The sequence below is a fragment of the Poseidonibacter ostreae genome (assembly GCF_009208075.1).
In the GTDB taxonomy this organism is placed as follows: Bacteria; Campylobacterota; Campylobacteria; order Campylobacterales; family Arcobacteraceae; genus Poseidonibacter; species Poseidonibacter ostreae.
The window spans coordinates 1-19907 of the sequence record NZ_WFKJ01000004.1 but is presented as its reverse complement, the minus strand read 5'-3'; the positions used below and the strand labels follow the sequence as shown (position 1 = coordinate 19907).

Here is a 19907-nt window from a genome sequence, read left to right as displayed (position 1 = left end):
TTATGAAAAGTGTTAATTTACAAAGAACTGAATCTTTATTAATGGAGTTAATTCCTGAAGCACTGTCTGATTTGGCAGATGCTAGGATTAACTCTTTAGCAATTACAGGTGTTAACTGTAAAAATGGTAAATATGATGCACAAGTTTATTTTGATGGTTCTGATTTTGATAAAAAAGAGATAAATCAAATAGTATCATTATTAAATAAAGCAAATGGAAGATTAAAGTCACATATTCTAGCAAGTACTGGTTGGTATAAATGTCCTGATTTTAAATTTGTTAATGATACTTCATTAGAAAAATCAAGAAATATTGAAGCATTATTTGCTCAAATTAATAAAAATAAAAGTGAAGATTAATGAATTTAGAAGAATCAATTAAATTAACGGTTGAAAGTTTAGGCGTAGAATTATACGATATTACGACTGCTAGAGAACACAGTGATACTATTTACAGAGTTAGTATTACATCAAAAGATGGTGTAAACTTAGATAAATGTGCTGAAGTTTCAAGAATGATTTCTCCAATATTAGATTTAGATGAACCTCTTGGTGGAAATTATAAACTAGAAGTTAGCTCTCCTGGAATTGAAAGAAAATTAAAATCAACTAATCATTTTATTGCTTCAATTGGCGAAAATGTAAAAGTAAAAGATATTGCAACTGAAGTTTACAAAGGTAAACTTACAAGTGCAGATAAAGAAAAAATCACAATTGAAACTGAATTTGGAGAAGAAACTATAGAATACGGTTCTATTTTATCTGCTTCAACTTATTTTGAATGGTAATAATAGAGCCAAGCTCTATTATCCTTTAACTCCTAATTAATTACTCTTTAAATATACTAACTTTCAAAATTATATACTATTTACGAAAGAATTAAACTAATGAAAATAAATGACGAATTTTTTATGAAACTTGCCCTTGATGAAGCTTGGAAATATCAGTTTTTAACTTATCCTAATCCTGCTGTTGGCTGTGTAGTTGTAAAAGGTGAAAGTGAAATATTAGCTATTGAAGCACATAAAGAAGCTGGAATGCCACACGCAGAAGTTAATGCACTTAAAGCAGCTTTTTTAAAATACCATCCAAATGATTTATTAAAAACAAAAAAGACTTCAAATGAGATACATGAATATTTAATCTCTAACCATAAGGATTTTTTTAATGACTGTAAAGTTTATGTAACACTTGAACCTTGTAATCATATTGGAAAAACACCAGCTTGTGCAAATCTATTAAAAGTAATAAAACCCAAGAAAGTAATAATAGCACATGAAGATATCAATAAAGAGGCAATAGGGGGCATTAATACATTAAAGGATGCTAATATTGATGTTGGCTTAGGATGTATGAAAAAAGATGCCTATAACCTTTTATATCCTTTTATAAAATGGAATAGTGGAAGTTTCATCTTTTATAAAATGGCTCAAACATTAAATGGTTCGATTGAAGGACAAATATCTGAAAATAGAGCAAAAGCTTATGTTCATGCATTAAGAGATAAAAGTGATTTAATGCTTATTGGTGGAAATACAGTAAGAACAGATAGACCAACTTTAGATGCAAGATACATAGCCGGTCGTGCACCAAATGTAATGATTTATTCAAAGAATAAAATCTTTGATAATAAAATACCACTTTTTCATGTACCCAATAGAGATGTAATTATAAGTGATGATTTATTCAAACTACTTGATTATAAACTTATTATGGTTGAAGGTACTTATAATCTACTTGATATTTTAAGAGAAAAACTTGATTTTATAATATTGCTAATAAATCCAAAAATAAAAAAAGGTTTAAATGCTTTAAATGAAATTGATATGGATTTTGAAATAATACACGAGAATTATATAGGTAATGAGAAGATAGTTTTTTTAAAAAGAAAAAATTAGGCAAAAAAAAACCTATATCGTTTGATATAGGTTTTTTTATGAAAAGAAGTTAATTACTTAACTTTCTCAACGTATTCACCAGTCTTAGTATCACATTTAATAATGTCACCTTCGATTAAGTGAAATGGAATTTGAACAACAGCACCACATTCTAGAGTTGCTGGTTTTCTTCCACCTTGTGAATCACCTTTAAAGTTAGGTGGTGTTTCAACAATTTTCATTTCAACAGTAGCTGGTGGTTCAACAGTAATTGCTTCACCTTTAAAAAACATCATATCAACATTCATCCCGTCAATAATCCACTTTTCAGCATCACCTACTTGTTCATAAGTTAAACCTATTTGATCGTATGTTTTACTATCCATAAATTGTAACATCTCACCATCGTCATATAAAAATTGCATAACTTTTTGTTCTAAATCTGGAATACTAAATTTATCACCTGCGTGAAATGTTTTTTCAATAGTTTTTGCGTTTAAAAAGTTTTTGATTTTACATCTTACAAATGCTGCACCTTTTCCAGGTTTAACATGTGCGTAATCTGTGATTCTATATGGAATACCATCCACTTCAATCTTCATACCTTTTTTTAAATCACTCATTCCTAAAGCCATATTTCTTCCTCCAATTATATTCATTCTTCATATGTAATTTACGGTTCCAAATCTAAAGAAGTGAAGCAGTTCACTTCTTTTATACGATCTTTGCCTTAAATTTCTGCATAAGCAACAGATATTGCTGCTTCTAAGTTTTCTAATCTTTTTACTGTATTACTACAGATTTTTTCATCAACAAGAATAACAGCTAAAGCACCATCTTTCCCTCTAGATAATCTAAAGTCAGCAATATTAATATTATCATCACCTAAAAGTTTTCCAACTTCTCCAATAACACCAGGAATGTCATTGTTTCTCATAATAATCATTTTACCTTTTGGCTCAATATCAAATACAAAGTTATTGATTTCTACTATTCTTTGAACATTTTCATCAAAAACAGTTCCAGAAATTGTATTTACACCTTTTTCAGTTGTAATTTTAACTGTAACTTTATTGCTATAACCACTTGTATTATGTGTTACTTCACAAGAATCAATAGTTATACCTTTTTCTTCTGCCCAGAATTTAGAGTTAACATAATTAACTTCATCTCCAGAAGAAACTGTAAGTGCTCCTACAGTTGCAAAAGTGTTTAATGAATCTAAATACTCAGAAATCTCACCTTGTGCACATACTGAAATAGATCTGATTGCAGATTTATCAATTTGTGCAGAAAGGAAAGCCATCTTTTGAGTTAATTCAATATATGGTTTTACAAATGCTGGAATTTTACTTTCATCAATTGGTAAATTTAAAGCATTAGGGTAAGCAATCCCACGTGCAGATTCAATTGCATTTTCAGCAGCTTGAATTGCAATTTGCTTTTGTGATTCTTTAGTATTTGCACCTAAGTGTGCAGTTACAGTGATATTTGGTAAATCTAATAATGGGTGATCAATTGCAGGTTCTTTAATAAAAACATCAATTCCTGCCATTGCAATTTTTCCAGATTTAAGGTTGTTAAATAATGCATCTTCATTATATAATCCACCTCTAGCACAGTTAATTAAAACTACACCATCTTTCATTTTTGCAATTTCTTCTTCACCAATCATATCAAGAGTTTCTTGATTTTTAGGAGTGTGAATAGTGATAAGGTCACAATCTAAAATATCTTGAAAATTATTAGTATATTTAATACCTAAATCAGTTGCTTTTGTTGAAGGAATATATGGGTCGTATGTTACTACGTCCATTTCAAATGATTTAGCTCTTAATGCAACTCTATGTCCAATGTTACCAAAACCAATAACACCTAATTTTTTACCATAAAGTTCATTTCCATACCAGTCTTCTCTTTTCCAGATTCGATCTTGTTTTAATTGGTTATGAGCATATGGGAATTTTCTCATACAAGATAACATATGTGTCATTGTTAATTCAACAGCTGCTATCGTGTTTGCAGTAGGAACGTTCATAGCAATGATTCCTCTTTTGCTACAACCTTCCATATCTACATTATCATAACCAACACCAGCTCTAATAATAGCTTTAAGATTTACAGCTGCATTTAAAAACTTCTCATCAACATCTGTTGAGGATCTAGTAATTGCTACATCTGCATCTTTAATTACATTTAAAAGTTCAGTTTTATCAATATCTGCTGCATATACATAGTTTACATCTTCAGTATTTTGAAGAATATTTAATCCATCTTCATGTATATGGTCACAAACTACGATTGTGTGTTTACTCATTTTTATTAAGTCCTAGTTTTTAATTTGGTCTTTTAATAAATCACCTAAAGTCATAGATGAAGTATCATTTACTGATTTAAGAACTTCTCTTTCTTGTTGTTGCTCTAATCTTTTAACAGATAATCTAACTCTATTTCTTTTAGTATCAATGTTAACTACAACAGCTTCGATTTCATCACCACTTTTAATTTCTTCAATTACTAATGGCTCTACATCTTCATTTCTAATTAAACCATCAAGGTTATCTTCTAATTTAATGAATACACCGAAATCTTTTGCATCTTTAACAGTTCCTTTAACGATATCACCAATTTTGTGAGTATCTTGGAATCTTTTTGCAGGAGAATCAGCAATTTCTTTAACAGATAATGAAATATTTTCTTTTTCTCTATCAATTTTGATAATTTTAACTTCTACTTCATCACCTTTTTTGAATAAGGCTTTACATTTAGCATTAGTTTCCCAAGAAGATTCTTCATTATGTAATAAACCATCAACATCACCAATAGTAACGAATGCACCAAAATCAGTTAAAGTTGCGATTTTACCATTAATTACATCACCAACTTTATGTTCTTTAGTGAATTTAGCAAAAGGTTTTTCTTGTAAGTTTTTAAGAGATACTCTTAATCTTTTAGCATCAACATTAAGTTCAATAACTTCAACGTTAACTTCTTCACCTAAAGTTAATAACTCTTTTGGGTTTTTAACGTTTTTATTCCATGAAATTTCAGAAATATGTAATAAACCTTCAATATCATTTCCTAAATCAACAAATGCACCATAAGATTCGAAGTTAGAAATAGTAACAGTAATAGTATCACCTACTTCTAATTCATCTTTAATTTCTTCCCAAGGGTTAGAAAGTGCAGCTTTAATTGATAATGATAAGTGTTGTTTTGCTTTATCATAAGATAATACAACTACAGTAACTTCGTCACCTTCATTGTAGTAATTTGCAGGATTTACAGGACCTTTGTAAGAGATTTCATTGTAATTAACTAAACCGTCAATTCCATCTAAATCTACAAACATTCCATAAGAAGTGATTTTTTTAATAATACCATTAACTGGTTCTGCTTTTTCTAAGATATCAGCAACTCTAGAATCTTTAATTGCTTTACCTTCTTCAATTAATTTCTTTCTAGAAACAATAATTGAATTTTGTGCTTCGTTTACTTTTAAAACTTTCGCTTTAACTTTTTTACCAACAGCACCAATTGCTTTTAAGTAAGACTGAGCCATAGGCATGAAGTATTCACAACCTTCTTCGTCTTCAATAATAAATCCACCTCTTTGCTTAACAGAAATGATTTTACCTTCAATCGTTACATTTTCAACATCTTCACCATGTTTTTTAACAAATTCGTCAAATTTTAATTTTTGAAGAACTTTCTTATGTGAAATATTAGGTCTTTCACCTCTATTTCCCATTAACATAACAGGGATTGTATCACCCTCTTTAAATGCAACTTCACCATTAATTGTAATTTCAGATAAGTAAATCTGACCTTCAACTTTTTGACCAACATCAACTAAAACTCTATCACCAGAGATTTCAACAATTACACCATCAACTACAGAGTTATTCTCAGCATTCTCGAAAGACTCGTTAAGCATTTGCTCAAAATCAAAATCTTCGCCTAAATCAATATCATCGATACCCATTTTATTCCTTCATATTAACCGTTTTTATTTAATGCACGATTATACAAAAAGAATACTTAATTTACTTAATTGTAACTTTCTACTGAGTTTACTACTTGCTGAATTATCCAATCAGGTGTACTTGCACCCGCCGTTATACCGCATAATGTTTTATTTTCAAACCATTTACTATCTAGTTCTGATTCGTTTTCTATGAGATAAGAATCTATACAATTTTCTTTACAAATAGAGTGAAGTTGTTTTGTATTTGAAGAATTTTTTCCTCCAATTACAACCATAACATCTACTTCACTTGAAAGTTCTCTAGCTGCATCTTGGTTCTCAAATGTTGCATCACAAATTGTATTAAAGACTCTAACTTCTTTATTTTTTAGAATTAATGAATTTACAATTTCAAGATATTTTTCTTTCTTTTTAGTTGTTTGTGCAATTGTTGCTATCTTATTATGCTTAAAGTTTAGTGCTTCTAAATCTGATGGTTCTAAGACAATATGAACATCTTCTTGATCTTGTCCATAAGATTGAACACCTTTAACTTCTGGATGATCTGCATCCCCAAAGATTAAAATAGAATAATCTTCTTTTGACATTTTTTTAACTATTTGCTGAGGAGTTGTAACAAAAGGACAAGTTGCATTTATAACTTTTGCATTTTGTGCTTTTAAGTTTTTTAAATCATCTTTTGGAATACCATGAGTTCTAATAATGATTGTATCATTATCTTTTACATCTTTTAATTCTTTATAAAGACCAACATTATAATCATTTTTTAATCTATTTATTTCATCTTGATTATGAATTAAAGGTCCCATTGTTGATGCATTTTCATAAGATTCTGCTATTTTAATAGCTCTTTTTACACCAAAACAAAATCCATAATTTGAAGCTAATTTAACTTTCATTTTCTAAGTCCTTAATGAATCTAAAATTTCTTTAAAATTAGGAAAAGAAGTATCAATACATTGCGTATCTTCTATTTCCATATCACAATTTAATCCTGCAACTGCAAAACTCATTGCAATTCTGTGATCTCCACAAGAATTAATTATTGCTTTATTAATATTTCCACCTGTTATTTCATAACCATCTTCAAACTCTTTATAATCAACACCACAAAGTTTTAAGTTATCAATTACAGCAGTAATTCTATCTGATTCTTTAACTCTTAATTCTTGCGCATTTGATACTTTTGAAGTTCCTTTTGCTAAAGACATTGCAATTGATAAAGCTGGAAGTTCATCAATTAGCCATGAGATATTTTCATCTACATTTACAGCATTTAATTCATTATTAATTACTTCAATATCTCCTATTGGTTCATAAATATTCTCTTTTTCAATAAAATTAACTGTTACACCCATTTTCTTTAATACATGATATGCACCAATTCTAGTTGGGTTTAATGTAACATTTTTTATTAATACTCTTGCATCTTTTGTAATAGCAGCTGCAAGTGCAAAAAAGAAAGCTGATGATGGATCTGTAGGAACTGTGATATTTAAAGGCTTTAACATTCCTTCTAAAGGATGAATATTTATAAAACCTTCACTATCTGTTGAAAGATTTGCACCCATACCTTTTAGCATTCTTTCTGTATGGTCACGTGTTAGTTCATTCTCTTTATACTTTGAGATACCAGTTGCTCTTAAAGCTGCTAAAATCATTGCAGATTTTACTTGTGCTGAATCTACTGGTGAATGATAAGTAAAAGGTTTTAATTCTTTTACTCCTCGTATAAATAAAGGAGCTTTATTTCCATGCTCTCTTCCATCAATAGAAGCACCTATACTTCTTAGTGGTTTTGCAACTCTGTTCATTGGTCTATTCATTAAGTATTTATCACCAACAAGTGTAAATGCACCATCAACTGAAGCTAATAGACCACAAAACAGTCTCATTGCAGTTCCAGAGTTTCCACAATCTAAGATATCTTTTGGTTCACTTAACTTTGATGTTGGAGTAATTTCAACAGTTCCCCCATCTCTTTTTATTGTTGCACCTAACTGCTCTACAATACTTAGAGTATTTAGTGTATCTTCTGCTGTTAAATAGTTTTTGATATAAGATGTTTTATCAGAAAAAAGTGAAAACATTGCACATCTATGAGATATTGATTTATCACTTGCTATTGAATCTATTTCAATATTAAATGCTTTGTCTAATTTCTTTATACTAAATTTTTCCACTTTTTTAACCTTTTAATATTTATTAATTACTTTTTAATTGTTTTATCTTAATCCAATAGATAATTTTGCTTCTAAAGCTTCTAATATATTATTCATAGAAGCTGTAATATCTTCTTCTTCCATTGTCTTCTCATCATTTTGTAAAACAAATCTAATTGTAAGACTTTCATTTTCACCTAAGTTTTCATCAGTATAAACATCAATTAGATTATATTGTTTAATGTTGACATCATCTAAAGAATTGATTACGTTTTTTATCTCTTTATATGCTAAAGTTTTTGGTGTAATAATACTTAAATCTTTTTTAGATGCTTGGAATTTTGAATAAGATTTTGTTTTAACTAATTCATTTTTAATTGAATCAAAATCAATTTCAGCAATAAATGTATCTGATAAATCGTAATCTTCACATACACTTGGATGCACTTTTGAAATAAAACCTATAATTTCACCATCAACAATTACATTTGCATTTTGATATGGATGTATAAAATCATTAGTAATCTTTTCCATTGGTTCTAAATCAAATTTACCTATAGTATTTAAAATCTTTTTTGCAAATTTAAATAAATCTACATTTCCTGGTTTTCCAGAGTTTGATACATCTTCAAGTTCGTTTGCACCTGTTTGAATAAATGATATCTTTTTTGATTCATTTCTATTTTCATCAAAAATTGTTCCAATTTCAAAAAATGATGTTGCTTTTGCACCAATTTTATAGTTACTTGCACATGCTTCAATTAAATTTAAAACTATAGTTGTTCTAAAAGTATTTAACTCTTTTACAATTGGATTTAATAATTCTAACTCTTCTTTTACTACAGGGAAAGAGTATTTCTTTAAACTTTCTCTTGAAGCAAAAACATAAGTTAATGTTTCATCAAAACCATTTTCGCAAGCTTTTGCTCTTAACTTATTCTTTTTGATTAAATCATTTGTTGTATGGTTTATTCTATTTACTTCATCGATTGCCATAGGTTTTGCTTGAATATTATCAATACCAATTATTCTTACAATCTCTTCAGTTACATCAGCAATATTTTTAATATCATGTCTAAAGAATGGAATTTTTACATTTAAAATGTGATTTAGTGTATCCTTAACTTCAAATCCTAATGAACTTAAAATTCTTTCAACTTCTAACTCAGGAATATCTTGACCTATAATTGCATTAACTTTTGCTATTGCTACATCAAGAGTTGCTTTTTGGCTATCTTCTATAAAAGATTTTCTACCTTTATAGATTTTTGCTCCTAGTGATGAAAGGAAAGTTGTTAAATAATCAATTCCATAAGAGATATCAGGTTCAGAACCTCTTGAAGTTCTGTAATAAATTTCTCCTGTAGTAATCTTTGTTTCAAATACTTGCATAGAAAGTTTTTCTGGATTTAAATAAGATGCTTCAATAATAAAATCTGTATCACTATTATCTATTTTTTTATGGTCAATACAAATAGTACTTAGCTCTTCTTTCCCATAAACAGTATCAAAATTATTTTCATCTTTTCTGATTTCTAATAAGCTTAGGTTATCTTCAGTTTTTGATTTGTTTTTTTCATAAGCATTTAAAATCACACCAGTGCAATGTGTTGCATAAGTTAGTGCATTTTTAACGTCATTATCTTCTTCATGTTTACCAATAATTGCAGTTCTTAATTTTGTCATAATATCTAATTTAAAATCTTTTAAATCTACAGCTTTAAAAATTAAAGATGCATCAATATCACTTGCTTGAATATCAAGAATTTGACCAATTCCTAAATCATTATGAGTAACATTTTTTTCAAATGTATTTAAAGGAATGTTATAAAAAGCACTAAGTTCTCTAGCAACTCCATTTATACTTAAACAGTCACCTCTATTAGCAGTTAGTTCAATTTCAATAATATCATCATTTAAAAGTTTATACTCACTTAACTCACGTCCAAGAATTAATTCACCAATTGAATCATCAAGTTCTAAAATTCCATCATTAAGTTTTGCAAGTCCTAACTCAGTTGATGAACAAATCATTCCATTTGACTCAACACCTCTAAGTTTTGCTTTTTTAATTTTAAAATCAGGTGATAATTTACATCCTACAACTGCAACTGGTACGAATTGTCCTGCATCAACATTTTTTGCTCCACAAACAATTTGTACAGTTTCAACTCCTATATCAACTTGACAAATATTTAATTTATCAGCATCTGGATGTTTAACTTTTTCTAAAACTTTTCCTACTACAACTTTAGGTGCAATTGAAACTTGTTCTAAACTATCTACTTCTAAACCAATAGAGTTTAATGTTTTGCAAATATCATCAGTTGATATCTCACTGATATCAATAAATTCTTCTATCCAAGTTCTTGTTATAATCATTTAAATTGTCCTAATAGTCTTGTATCACTTTCAAATAGTGATCTTAAATCTCCAATATTATGAATAAGCATTGCAAACCTTTCAACACCTAATCCAAATGCATATCCAGATTTATTTTCATATCCAACTGCTTTAAATACATTTTGATCAACTACACCACAACCTAATACTTCAAGCCATCCTGTATGCGAACAAACTCTACATCCATCACCTTTACAGAATACACATGAAATATCTACTTCAGCAGAAGGCTCTGTAAATGGGAAGAATGATGGTCTAAATCTAACATCAACATCCCCAAACATATGATGTAAAAACTCAACTAATACATGTTTTAAATTTGCAAATGAAATTTTATCTGCCTCATCAACTACTAGTGCTTCAATTTGGTGAAACATTGGAGTATGTGTAATATCAAAATCACGTCTAAATACAGTTCCTGGTGCTATCATTCTAATAGGAGTATCTTGTTTTAGCATTGTTCTAATTTGAACAGGAGATGTATGTGTTCTTAAAAGTGTGTAGTCTTTATTGTAAAAAGTATCTTGCATATCTCTTGCTGGGTGATATTTTGGTAAGTTTAATGCTTCAAAGTTATGAAAATCATCTTCAACTAAAGGTCCTTCTTCAACAGCAAAATTTAAATTCTGAAAATAAGTTACAATTCTGTCCATTGTTTCAACAACTGGATGTGTAGCTCCACAAGATAAAGTATTATTAAATCTTGTAACATCAATTTTTTCATTTTCTAGTTTTTTATCTAATGCAATTTTTTCTAAAATAACTTTTCTTGTCTCAATTGCATCTGTTACTTTTACTTTTTGTTCATTTAAATTTTGTGCAAATGCTTTTTTCTCTTCATTTGGAATAGTTTTCATTTTTGCAAACTCTAAAGTTAAAATACCTTTTTTACCTAATGTATCAATTCTAAGGTTTTCTAACTCTTCTAGAGAGGCTGCATTGTTTATGTTTTCAATCAACTCTGTCACTTACATCTCCTATTTTTTTAAGAACAATATATAATTATTTGAATTGTTCTATTTCTATATTCTTGCGATTATACTTAAAGATTTATTAGAGTTTGGTTATAATTATTTACTATTCAAATTCAAGGAAAAACAATGTGTATATTTTGTAAAATTGTAAAAGGTGAAATACCAAATCAAACTATATTAGAAGATGAAGACTTCTTAGCATTCAATGATATAAATCCTTCTAGAAAAATCCATGTTTTAATTATTCCAAAAGAACATTATGATTCATTTGATGTAATTCCTCCAAAAATAATGGCAAATATGACTAGTTTTATTCATAAAGTTGCTTCAAAATTAGAGATTAGAAAAAGTGGTTATAGATTAATTACAAATATTGGAGATGATGGAGGACAAGAGGTTCATCATTTACATTTTCATTTATTAGGTGGAGAGCCAGTAGGGCGATTAGTTAGATAGTAAAAATCTACTAATAAACTTGTAGTTTTATACTACAAGTTTAAGTTATAAGGATTTATTTTCCTTCTTGAAAAGATCCTAAAGCCATAATTTTTTCATATTTCTTTTGGTATCTTTGTGCTGGTGTTAATTGTTTTAATTCATTAACTGAAGTAATAAAATATTCACCTAAAGCTCTAATAGCTTCATCTTTTTGTCTATGTGCACCAATTAAAGGTTCATTAATAACATCATCAACTAAGTTTAATTCTTTTAAATTATCAGAAGTGATTCTTAATGCATTTGCTGCTGTTTCAACTTTTGTAGGATCATTCCATAAAATAGCAGAACAACCCTCAGGTGAAATTACTGCATAAACTGAATATCTCATCATTGCTAATTTATCTGCAACTGAAATTGCTAGTGCTCCACCTGAACCACCTTCACCAATTACAATTGATACTGTAGGTGTTGTTAAATCTGCAAACTCATATAAGTTTTTAGCAATTGCTTCAGATTGATTTCGCTCTTCAGCTCCTAATCCTGGGTATGCACCTGGAGTGTCAACTAACATAAGAATAGGAATTTGGAACTTTTCTGCCATTCTAGCAGCTCTTAAAGCTTTTCTATAACCCTCAGGTTGTGGCATACCAAAGTTTCTATATAACTTATCTTTAGTTCCTCTTCCTTTTTGTTCACCAATAACCATAACTTTTTGTTCACCTATATATCCAAGAAAACAAACAATAGCTTTATCATCTACATAGTGTCTATCTCCATGAATTTCGTAAGCGTCAGTTAATAAGCCAGAAATATAATCCATAGCATAAGGACGATCTGGATGTCTTGCTAATTGAAGTTTTTGATAATCACTTAAATTTTTAAAAGTTTTTTCAACTTCTTTTTCAAGTTTTTTTTCTAAGATTTCTACAGCATGTTCGTCTGCTTTAGTTCTTGCAACTATGATATCTTCTTCTATCTTTTTAATTTTATCTTCAAATTCTAAGTAAGTTGCCAAGTTTTCCCCTTTATATTAAAAAAAAAGAGCTAGTATTAACTAACTCTTTTTAAATTCAATTATATTTTATTTTTATGCTTCAAATTTTTTGAAAATTACAGAACCATTAGTTCCACCAAATCCAAAGTTATTACTCATAACTGTAGTTAAATCTACTTTTCTTGCATTATTTGGAACATAGTCTAATGGACATTCTGGATCTTGATTTTCAATATTAATTGTTGGAGGAATAATTCCTTCATTTAAGGCTTTAATAGCAAAAATTGCTTCAATAGCACCAGCAGCGCCTAAACAATGTCCAATTTGACCTTTTGTTGAAGTTACTGGTGGACAATTTTGTGCACCATCAAATAATTCAGCAATAGCTTTAGATTCATTTACATCTCCAACTGGTGTTGATGTTCCATGAGAATTAATATAATCAATTTTAACATCTTCACCTAAGTGAGCTGTTGCCATTGCAAGTGCTGCTTTCATAGATCTTAGTGGACCATCCATAACAGGTGCAGTAATATGGTTTGCATCACCAGATTCACCAAATCCAATAATTTCACAATAGATTTTAGCTCCTCTTTCAAGTGCAGAATCTAAAGTTTCAACAACTAATGCTCCAGCACCTTCACCCATTACAAAGCCATCTCTATTAGTATCAAATGGTCTTGAAGCAGTTTTTGGGTCATCGTTTCTTGTTGATAATGCTTTCATAGCAGCAAAACCACCCATCCCAGCACCACATATAGCACTTTCAGCACCTACAACTAAAATTTTATCAGCACCATTTGTTGCAATCGTTTTAACTGCATCATTTAATGCATGAGTTGAAGCTGCACAAGCTGTTACATGAGATAAAGAAGGACCTTTTAAACCATGAGCAATTGATATAAAACCACTTAACATGTTTACTAAAGATGAAGGTATAAAGAATGGAGATATTCTTTTTGGACCTCTATTTGCACATACAACAGAGTTTTTTTCAATTGTTGATAATCCACCAATTCCAGATGCAGAAATAATTCCAAATCTATCACCAATACTTGTATCAACTTTTCCATCTTCACCTGCTAATCCACAATCATGCATTGCTTCATGTGCTGCTTTTATACCTAATTGAATAAATCTATCAGCTTTTTTAACTTCTTTTTTGTCCATTACTGTTGCTGGATCGAAATCTTTTACTTCTCCTGCAATTTTTACAGGAAATTCACTAATGTCAAATAGTGTGATAGTATCAATTCCACAAACACCGTCAACTACAGCTTTAAATGAATCTTCAACATTATGTCCTATTGAGTTAATAGTCCCTAATCCTGTTATTACTACTCTTTTCATGAAATATACTCCGTCTAATTATTTATTTATTCAAATTATTCAATTCTTATATTAAAAAATTCAATAATTAAAATTAAAAATAGAAAACTAGTAAACTAGCTTTCTATTTATTAGCGTTAAAATTACGCGTTATTTTCGATGTATTTTAAAGCATCTGATACTGTTAAAATACCTTCTGCATCTTCATCAGGAATTTCGATATCAAATTTTTCTTCTAAAGCCATAACTAACTCAACTACGTCAAGTGAATCTGCACCTAAGTCTTCAATGAACTTTGAATCTTCTTTTACTTCTGCCGCATCACAATCTAATTGCTCAACTACAACTTCTATTACATCTTCTAATAATGCCATATTTAAATCCTTTTATAAAATTGTCTTAGTATTATAACAAAAAAGATTTTAAAAAGTCTTTTAAATTATAATTTTTTTTAAAACGTGATTTTGATTATACGTATAATCCACCATTAACTTTTAAAATTTCACCTGTAATATAAGATGAATGATCACTTAAAAGGAAAGCTACCGCATCAGCAATTTCACTCGCTTGACCAAATCTTGATAAAGGAATATTCTTTTCATATTCAGCTTTAACTTCATCTTTTAATTCATGTGTCATATCAGTTTGAATAAAACCAGGTGTTACAGCGTTATATCTAATACCTCTTGCTGCTGCTTCTTTTGCAAACGCCTTAGTCATAGCATTAACTCCACCTTTAGATGCAGCATAATTTGTTTGACCAGGATTTCCCATTTCTCCAACTATTGAAGAAATATTTACAATAGAACCAAATTTTTTCTTACCCATAAATTTTAAAGAAGCTTTACATCCAATAAATGTAGATGTTAAGTTTGCAGATATTACATCATTAAAATCATCAACAGACATTCTTAATGCTAATTTGTCTTTTGTAATTCCTGCATTATTAACTAAATAAGATAATTCTCCATCTGCATCAACAATAGTTTTAATTGCGGCTACAAACTCTTCTTCACTTGTAACATCAGCTTTAATTATTGCAGCTTTTCCACCAGAGGCTTCAATCTCTTTTTGAATTTCTTCAGCAGCTTGTGCTCCACTTCTATAATTTATCCATACTTTTAATCCGTATGATGCTAATGTTTTAGCAATTTGTGCACCAATTCCTCTACTTGCACCAGTTACTAATACGTTTGAACCTGTAAAATTCATTTTTATCCTTTATTAAAATTTGATTGTTGTAAGATTATTCTTAAATAATTGCATATTATATCTATACGCCCCTTTTATTATCCCAAACTCGTATATGTAATCTATCACAATATTTATATCCATAATCAATTGCCATTTGAATCACGTCTTCGCAATTTTCATTTATACTTTGTGCTGTGTCACCTAAAGGCATTAAATATACTTCAACTTTTGGGATATTTGATAGAATTTCTTCTATCTCTTTTTTTACTTCATGTAATAAATCTTTATTTATTACGAATTTTAAATATGAGTTTGAAGTGTTTGTTAAAATTTTATTTAGAGTTTCATAATTCACTCTTTTTTTCAATGATTCTAGTGAATTACTAAGTTTCACACTCATTGAAAAGATAATTTCTTTTTGATACTCTTCTTCAAAATTGAGATTTAAAGATGCATTTGTTTCAATAGTTACTTGATGTCCAGCTTTTATATAGTGTTTTAATAGTTTTTGAAACTCTTCTTTATTCCAATATAATAGTGGTTCACCGCCAGTTATTACAATATCCATTTTATAAACACTTGAAGATTGTTTTGTTAAATCATCAACTTCTTTTACTATCTCTTCATAAGATTTGTAGTTTGTCCATGAATTTTTAAACTCTTTATCAACTGCATAAAATGAATCGCATCCACATTTTTTAACTCCACTTGGAGTTTCATATTCAACATTAAAACCAACACAGTTAAAATTGCATTTTCCAAAACGAATAAAAACAGATGGAGTACCTACAAGTTTTCCCTCACCTTGAATAGTTGGTCCAAATATCTCATTTATCTCAAGCATAAAAAGTACTTTTACTCTTTGGTGTTTCTAAAAACTCTATATGAGAAACTTTTACATTTAATTTATTCATCTTTTTTTGAACAATTTTTAAAAACCATGCAGATAAGTTTTCACTTGTTGGAATAAAATCAACAATTATATATCCCTCATAAAGTTCTTTTAAATGTATAGCTTCATTTGAAAACTTAGTTAAGTTAATAATTGAGTAACCTTCTTCAAAAGGAATTAACTCATCTTTTTGCACATTTGGAATTAGAGTTTGAAATAAAGGGTCATTTATATCTAAAATAAATTTGTGATCTAGAACATCATCTATAAAAGCTTTAAACCAATTTAGGTGTTTAAAATCTGTAACCATTCCATCTTTTAATTCATCAGCTTCTAAATAAACTAATATTTTTCCTTGATGTCCATGTAAATGTCTACACTTTAAACAAGAATCTAGTGAAAACTCAGGATTTAAAGTCTGAGACCAAACTCTATGTCCATAACAAAAATCGAATTCTTTTGATATTTTCCAATGCATTTTTATACTTTATATGGAATTGGATCTTTAATATTTGCAAGTTTAAATCCATTTAATCTAAGTCTACATGAATCACAAACACCACAAGCTTCATCACTCTCTTTATAACATGACCAAGTATGCTCCAAAGGCACATTTAACTCTTTTGCATATTGAACAATTTGTTGTTTACTTAAATGCACTAAAGGAGTAATAATCTCAATATTTGTAGTCTCTTTTGTTCCTTGATTGATTGCTTTTGTAATATCACTTATAAACTCATCTGTACAATCAGGATATCCTGAACTATCTTCTTGAACAACACCAATATACATAGCTTGTGCTTCTTCTTTTTCAGCAATTGCAGCTGTTATTGAAAGAAAAATACCATTTCTAAATGGTACATAAGTAATTGGTACTCCACTTTCTACTCCATCTACAGGAACATCAATTGATTCATCTGTTAATGCTGATGCTCCAATTTGTGTAAAAAATGGAATATCAATTTCATATTTATTTACAATATCTAAGTCACTACAAATATCTCTAAATGCCTTTAATTCTCTTTGTTCTGTTCTTTGTCCATAATTAAAATGAACAGCTATTATTTCATAACCATCTTTTTTTGCAATATAAGAAGATAAAGTTGAATCCATACCTCCACTTAAAATACATATTGCTTTTTTGGTTGCTTTGTTACTCATTACTTAAAAAGTCCTTTTTTTCTTTACTAAAGAATTTCCAATTTATTGGTAATATTTTTACTTTTGAATCTTTTTTTAAATATTCTACACTTTCATCTAATATTATTAAACTATTACAATCTGCTAGAATTGAAACCATTCCAGGCGACCTTTTTTTGGATACGTAAAAAGATACTCCATTGAATGTTCCTGGGATTATTGTGATTCTTCCTTTTCTTGTTTTAAAATCTTCAGAAATTTTTGTTTCTATATAAGCTGGATGTACTTCATTTGAACCTAATAGTTTTTGAATTAATATTTTTCCAAATAGCTCAAAAATTAATGCAGATGCCAAAGGATTTCCTGGAAGATTTAATATAAATGTATTATCAATTTTCCCAAAAATTGTAGGTTTTCCAGGTTTAATCATAATTCCATCAATTAAAGTTTCAAAATCTAATTCATTAAAAGCATCTCTTGTAAAATCAGCATCTCCAACAGAAACACCTCCTGATGTAACAATTAAATCAGCATCAAGTGAATTTAGAACTAATCTTTTTATATCTTCAATTGTATCTTTTGCTTGTCCAATAAATGTTACATCACAACCTAATTCTTTTACACGTGCAAATAAAGTTGGAGTATTTGAATTATATATTTGATGGTCTTGAATTTTTTCATAATGAAGTTTTAACTCTTCACCACTTGAAAATACAACTATTTTAGGTTTTTTATAAACTTTTATATGTGAAATTCCTTGACTTGCAAGAAGTGTAATTTTTGCAAAATTTAATTCATCTCCAATATCAATTAATTTTTCTCCAGATCTTATATCTTCACCAATAAATCTTATATGTTGAAACTCTTTTACATTTTCTAATATTTTTATTTTTTTATCACTAATTGTTTGTATATCTTCTTTTGGAATAATTGCTGTTGTGTTTTTGGGAACTCTAGCACCTGTCATTATTTTAATACAAGTGTTTTCTTTTAAAATTGTATGATTATCATCACCTGCAAAAATTGTATCAATTACTTCTAACTCATTATTCTTGTCAGAATAAATAATTGCATAACCATCCATTGCAGAATTGTCAAATTTTGGTAATGAACTTGTTGCTATTACTTCTTGGGCACAAATTCTATTTTGAGCTTCTTCAATAGCGATAATTTCGAATTTTAATTTTAATTTGATATTTGAAATAATATCTATAGCAGCATCTACACTAATAGCCATTTTATTCCTTTAATTTATTTAAGATAAAAACTTATGACAAGTTAGCTATAATAGCGAAAATTTTTAAAAGTGAGATAAACAATAATGGAATTAATGCAAAGTGCAATCGATACACACGTCTATGTAATATATTTTTTTCTAGCAATTATGTTATTTAATTTATATTCAGTACTAACACAAAAAGAGTTCATAAGATTAGCTAAAAGACTAAGAGCTATGACACCTTTATACCATGTAACAAACGCAATAGTTATTTATACAGGAGCAATAGTTGCTTTTTATGCACATGTTATGAGTGTAACAATCTTTTTAATGATACCTGCTTCTATATTTTTATTAGTAATTGAAATAAAAAGATATAAAAAAATGAGAGTAATTAAGTTTGAGCAAGTTGAACTTCAAAAAGAGTTTTATGCTTATGCTAAAAAGATTTATATAATTGAAATTTCAGTTATTGTATCTATTTACATTATAAGTAAAGTATTTTAATGCAATTTACTTATGATATTAATTGTGGAGCTTCAAACTTAGAAATAAGTGAAGATACATATAAATATTTGATAAAAGCTAGACGCCATAAGATAAATGATGAGATTTATTTTAGAAACCTAAATGATAATTTAATTTATCTTTATAAACTAATATCAATTTCTAGAAGATCTGCAATATTTTCATTAATTTCTAGTGAAGAAAAAGAAGTTGAAAATAAAAAGGATTTACACCTAGGTTGGTGTTTAGTTGATCCAAAAACAGTTGAGAAATATTTAGCTTCATTAAATGAATTAGGTGTTAGTAAAATTACATTTATTTTTTGTGAATATTCGCAAAAGAATTTTAAACTTAATATTGAAAAACTAGAAAAGATACTTATAAACTCTTCCTCTCAGTGTGGAAGATCAAGTATTATAAAACTTGAAACTTGCGATAGTTTAGAACAGTTTGTAAAAGAGAATGAAGATACATATTTTTTAGATTTTTCTAAAACTTTTGTAGATGAAAAAAAAGATGATATTAAAACTTTAGTTATTGGCTGTGAGGGTGGTTTTTCAAGTGATGAGAGATTTACTTTTAATAAAGATAATATTGTAGGATTTGACTCTTCTTTAATCTTACGAAGTGAAACAGCAGTTATAGGTGCTAGTTCAAAAATTTTAATATAAAAGAAGAACTTTAGAGTTCTTCTTTATTTTACCACTTTCTTACAATCGCATGACACTTAGAACATGCATTTAACATATCTGAATATGCATTTGCAGCATTTAAATATGCTTTATTATCTA

General features: G+C 28.5%; 21 protein-coding genes. 6 read left to right on the top strand and 15 right to left on the bottom strand.

Annotation, left to right across the window (positions count from 1 at the left end; all coding sequences use genetic code 11):
* The first annotated feature begins 2 nt into the window (after positions 1-2).
* From rbfA to ribD, 3 genes are all read left to right on the top strand, one after another.
* A complete protein-coding gene (gene rbfA, locus GBG18_RS02250; protein WP_152188001.1) occupies positions 3-359 on the top strand; it encodes a 30S ribosome-binding factor RbfA in 357 nt (118 codons plus the stop codon).
* Complete coding sequence (rimP, locus tag GBG18_RS02245; protein WP_152188000.1) at positions 359-787, top strand: ribosome maturation factor RimP; 429 nt, start codon at positions 359-361, stop codon at positions 785-787. Before rbfA ends, rimP begins: the two co-directional genes overlap by 1 nt.
* A 99-nt stretch (positions 788-886) precedes the next feature.
* On the top strand, positions 887-1897 hold the full coding sequence (gene ribD / locus GBG18_RS02240) for a bifunctional diaminohydroxyphosphoribosylaminopyrimidine deaminase/5-amino-6-(5-phosphoribosylamino)uracil reductase RibD (protein ID WP_152187998.1): 1011 nt from the start codon (positions 887-889) through the stop codon (positions 1895-1897).
* 53 nt (positions 1898-1950) lie between these two features.
* Here ribD and efp read toward each other — a convergent pair whose 3' ends face one another.
* From efp to pheS, 7 genes are all read right to left on the bottom strand, one after another.
* Complete coding sequence (gene efp, locus GBG18_RS02235; protein ID WP_152187996.1) at positions 1951-2511, bottom strand: elongation factor P; 561 nt, start codon at positions 2509-2511, stop codon at positions 1951-1953.
* A gap of 95 nt (positions 2512-2606) precedes the next feature.
* Positions 2607-4193, bottom strand: coding sequence for a phosphoglycerate dehydrogenase (serA, locus tag GBG18_RS02230; RefSeq protein WP_152187995.1), 1587 nt, complete (start codon positions 4191-4193; stop codon positions 2607-2609).
* 12 nt (positions 4194-4205) lie between these two features.
* On the bottom strand, positions 4206-5861 hold the full coding sequence (locus GBG18_RS02225) for a 30S ribosomal protein S1 (RefSeq protein WP_152187993.1): 1656 nt from the start codon (positions 5859-5861) through the stop codon (positions 4206-4208).
* A 65-nt stretch (positions 5862-5926) separates the two neighbouring features.
* Positions 5927-6763, bottom strand: a complete 837-nt coding sequence (locus tag GBG18_RS02220; protein WP_152187991.1) for a 4-hydroxy-3-methylbut-2-enyl diphosphate reductase — start codon at positions 6761-6763, stop codon at positions 5927-5929.
* Between the two features lie 3 nt (positions 6764-6766).
* Complete coding sequence (gene aroA, locus GBG18_RS02215; protein WP_152187989.1) at positions 6767-8047, bottom strand: 3-phosphoshikimate 1-carboxyvinyltransferase; 1281 nt, start codon at positions 8045-8047, stop codon at positions 6767-6769.
* A 42-nt stretch (positions 8048-8089) separates the two neighbouring features.
* The gene (pheT, locus tag GBG18_RS02210) at positions 8090-10408 is read right to left on the bottom strand and encodes a phenylalanine--tRNA ligase subunit beta (RefSeq protein WP_152187987.1); all 2319 of its coding nucleotides are present in this window, start codon (positions 10406-10408) and stop codon (positions 8090-8092) included.
* On the bottom strand, positions 10405-11397 hold the full coding sequence (pheS, locus tag GBG18_RS02205; protein ID WP_152187985.1) for a phenylalanine--tRNA ligase subunit alpha: 993 nt from the start codon (positions 11395-11397) through the stop codon (positions 10405-10407). The genes pheT and pheS overlap by 4 nt, the downstream gene beginning before the upstream one ends.
* A 132-nt stretch (positions 11398-11529) precedes the next feature.
* Here pheS and GBG18_RS02200 point away from each other — a divergent pair, with 132 nt between their 5' ends.
* Complete coding sequence (locus GBG18_RS02200) at positions 11530-11859, top strand: histidine triad nucleotide-binding protein (protein ID WP_152187983.1); 330 nt, start codon at positions 11530-11532, stop codon at positions 11857-11859.
* A 55-nt stretch (positions 11860-11914) separates the two neighbouring features.
* Here GBG18_RS02200 and accA read toward each other — a convergent pair whose 3' ends face one another.
* From accA to GBG18_RS02160, 8 genes are all read right to left on the bottom strand, one after another.
* Positions 11915-12856: an acetyl-CoA carboxylase carboxyl transferase subunit alpha gene (gene accA / locus GBG18_RS02195; protein ID WP_152187981.1), complete on the bottom strand. Its 942-nt coding sequence runs from the start codon at positions 12854-12856 to the stop codon at positions 11915-11917.
* A 72-nt stretch (positions 12857-12928) separates the two neighbouring features.
* Complete coding sequence (locus tag GBG18_RS02190; protein ID WP_152187979.1) at positions 12929-14185, bottom strand: beta-ketoacyl-ACP synthase II; 1257 nt, start codon at positions 14183-14185, stop codon at positions 12929-12931.
* A gap of 122 nt (positions 14186-14307) precedes the next feature.
* Positions 14308-14538: an acyl carrier protein gene (gene acpP, locus GBG18_RS02185; protein WP_121627540.1), complete on the bottom strand. Its 231-nt coding sequence runs from the start codon at positions 14536-14538 to the stop codon at positions 14308-14310.
* A gap of 94 nt (positions 14539-14632) precedes the next feature.
* Positions 14633-15376: a 3-oxoacyl-ACP reductase FabG gene (fabG, locus tag GBG18_RS02180; RefSeq protein ID WP_152187977.1), complete on the bottom strand. Its 744-nt coding sequence runs from the start codon at positions 15374-15376 to the stop codon at positions 14633-14635.
* 61 nt (positions 15377-15437) lie between these two features.
* Positions 15438-16202, bottom strand: coding sequence for a 7-carboxy-7-deazaguanine synthase QueE (locus tag GBG18_RS02175; RefSeq protein WP_152187976.1), 765 nt, complete (start codon positions 16200-16202; stop codon positions 15438-15440).
* Positions 16195-16728 carry a 6-carboxytetrahydropterin synthase gene (locus GBG18_RS02170; protein WP_152187974.1) on the bottom strand — a complete coding sequence of 178 codons (534 nt, stop codon included), beginning with the start codon at positions 16726-16728 and terminating at the stop codon, positions 16195-16197. Before GBG18_RS02170 ends, GBG18_RS02175 begins: the two co-directional genes overlap by 8 nt.
* A 2-nt stretch (positions 16729-16730) precedes the next feature.
* Positions 16731-17411, bottom strand: coding sequence for a 7-cyano-7-deazaguanine synthase QueC (queC, locus tag GBG18_RS02165; protein WP_152187972.1), 681 nt, complete (start codon positions 17409-17411; stop codon positions 16731-16733).
* Positions 17404-18627, bottom strand: a complete 1224-nt coding sequence (locus GBG18_RS02160) for a molybdopterin molybdotransferase MoeA (RefSeq protein WP_152187970.1) — start codon at positions 18625-18627, stop codon at positions 17404-17406. Before GBG18_RS02160 ends, queC begins: the two co-directional genes overlap by 8 nt.
* A 93-nt stretch (positions 18628-18720) precedes the next feature.
* Between GBG18_RS02160 and GBG18_RS02155 the strand changes: the two genes are divergently transcribed.
* Complete coding sequence (locus GBG18_RS02155) at positions 18721-19116, top strand: hypothetical protein (RefSeq protein ID WP_226898688.1); 396 nt, start codon at positions 18721-18723, stop codon at positions 19114-19116.
* Entirely contained in the window at positions 19116-19787 is a 672-nt protein-coding gene (locus GBG18_RS02150) for a 16S rRNA (uracil(1498)-N(3))-methyltransferase (RefSeq protein ID WP_152187966.1), read from the top strand. Before GBG18_RS02155 ends, GBG18_RS02150 begins: the two co-directional genes overlap by 1 nt.
* The last annotated feature ends 120 nt before the right edge of the window (positions 19788-19907 follow it).

Bases quoted from the DNA above. Each gene is read 5' to 3' on its own strand.
- rbfA (WP_152188001.1), top strand. From the start codon at position 3: ATGAAAAGTGTTAATTTACAAAGAACTGAATCTTTATTAATGGAGTTA.
- rimP (WP_152188000.1), top strand. From the start codon at position 359: ATGAATTTAGAAGAATCAATTAAATTAACGGTTGAAAGTTTAGGCGTA.
- ribD (WP_152187998.1), top strand. From the start codon at position 887: ATGAAAATAAATGACGAATTTTTTATGAAACTTGCCCTTGATGAAGCT.
- efp (WP_152187996.1), bottom strand. From the start codon at position 2,511: ATGGCTTTAGGAATGAGTGATTTAAAAAAAGGTATGAAGATTGAAGTG.
- serA (WP_152187995.1), bottom strand. From the start codon at position 4,193: ATGAGTAAACACACAATCGTAGTTTGTGACCATATACATGAAGATGGA.
- GBG18_RS02225 (WP_152187993.1), bottom strand. From the start codon at position 5,861: ATGGGTATCGATGATATTGATTTAGGCGAAGATTTTGATTTTGAGCAA.
- GBG18_RS02220 (WP_152187991.1), bottom strand. From the start codon at position 6,763: ATGAAAGTTAAATTAGCTTCAAATTATGGATTTTGTTTTGGTGTAAAA.
- pheT (WP_152187987.1), bottom strand. From the start codon at position 10,408: ATGATTATAACAAGAACTTGGATAGAAGAATTTATTGATATCAGTGAG.
- GBG18_RS02200 (WP_152187983.1), top strand. From the start codon at position 11,530: ATGTGTATATTTTGTAAAATTGTAAAAGGTGAAATACCAAATCAAACT.
- GBG18_RS02190 (WP_152187979.1), bottom strand. From the start codon at position 14,185: ATGAAAAGAGTAGTAATAACAGGATTAGGGACTATTAACTCAATAGGA.
- acpP (WP_121627540.1), bottom strand. From the start codon at position 14,538: ATGGCATTATTAGAAGATGTAATAGAAGTTGTAGTTGAGCAATTAGAT.
- fabG (WP_152187977.1), bottom strand. From the start codon at position 15,376: ATGAATTTTACAGGTTCAAACGTATTAGTAACTGGTGCAAGTAGAGGA.
- GBG18_RS02175 (WP_152187976.1), bottom strand. From the start codon at position 16,202: ATGCTTGAGATAAATGAGATATTTGGACCAACTATTCAAGGTGAGGGA.
- GBG18_RS02170 (WP_152187974.1), bottom strand. From the start codon at position 16,728: ATGCATTGGAAAATATCAAAAGAATTCGATTTTTGTTATGGACATAGA.
- queC (WP_152187972.1), bottom strand. From the start codon at position 17,411: ATGAGTAACAAAGCAACCAAAAAAGCAATATGTATTTTAAGTGGAGGT.
- GBG18_RS02160 (WP_152187970.1), bottom strand. From the start codon at position 18,627: ATGGCTATTAGTGTAGATGCTGCTATAGATATTATTTCAAATATCAAA.
- GBG18_RS02155 (WP_226898688.1), top strand. From the start codon at position 18,721: ATGCAAAGTGCAATCGATACACACGTCTATGTAATATATTTTTTTCTA.
- GBG18_RS02150 (WP_152187966.1), top strand. From the start codon at position 19,116: ATGCAATTTACTTATGATATTAATTGTGGAGCTTCAAACTTAGAAATA.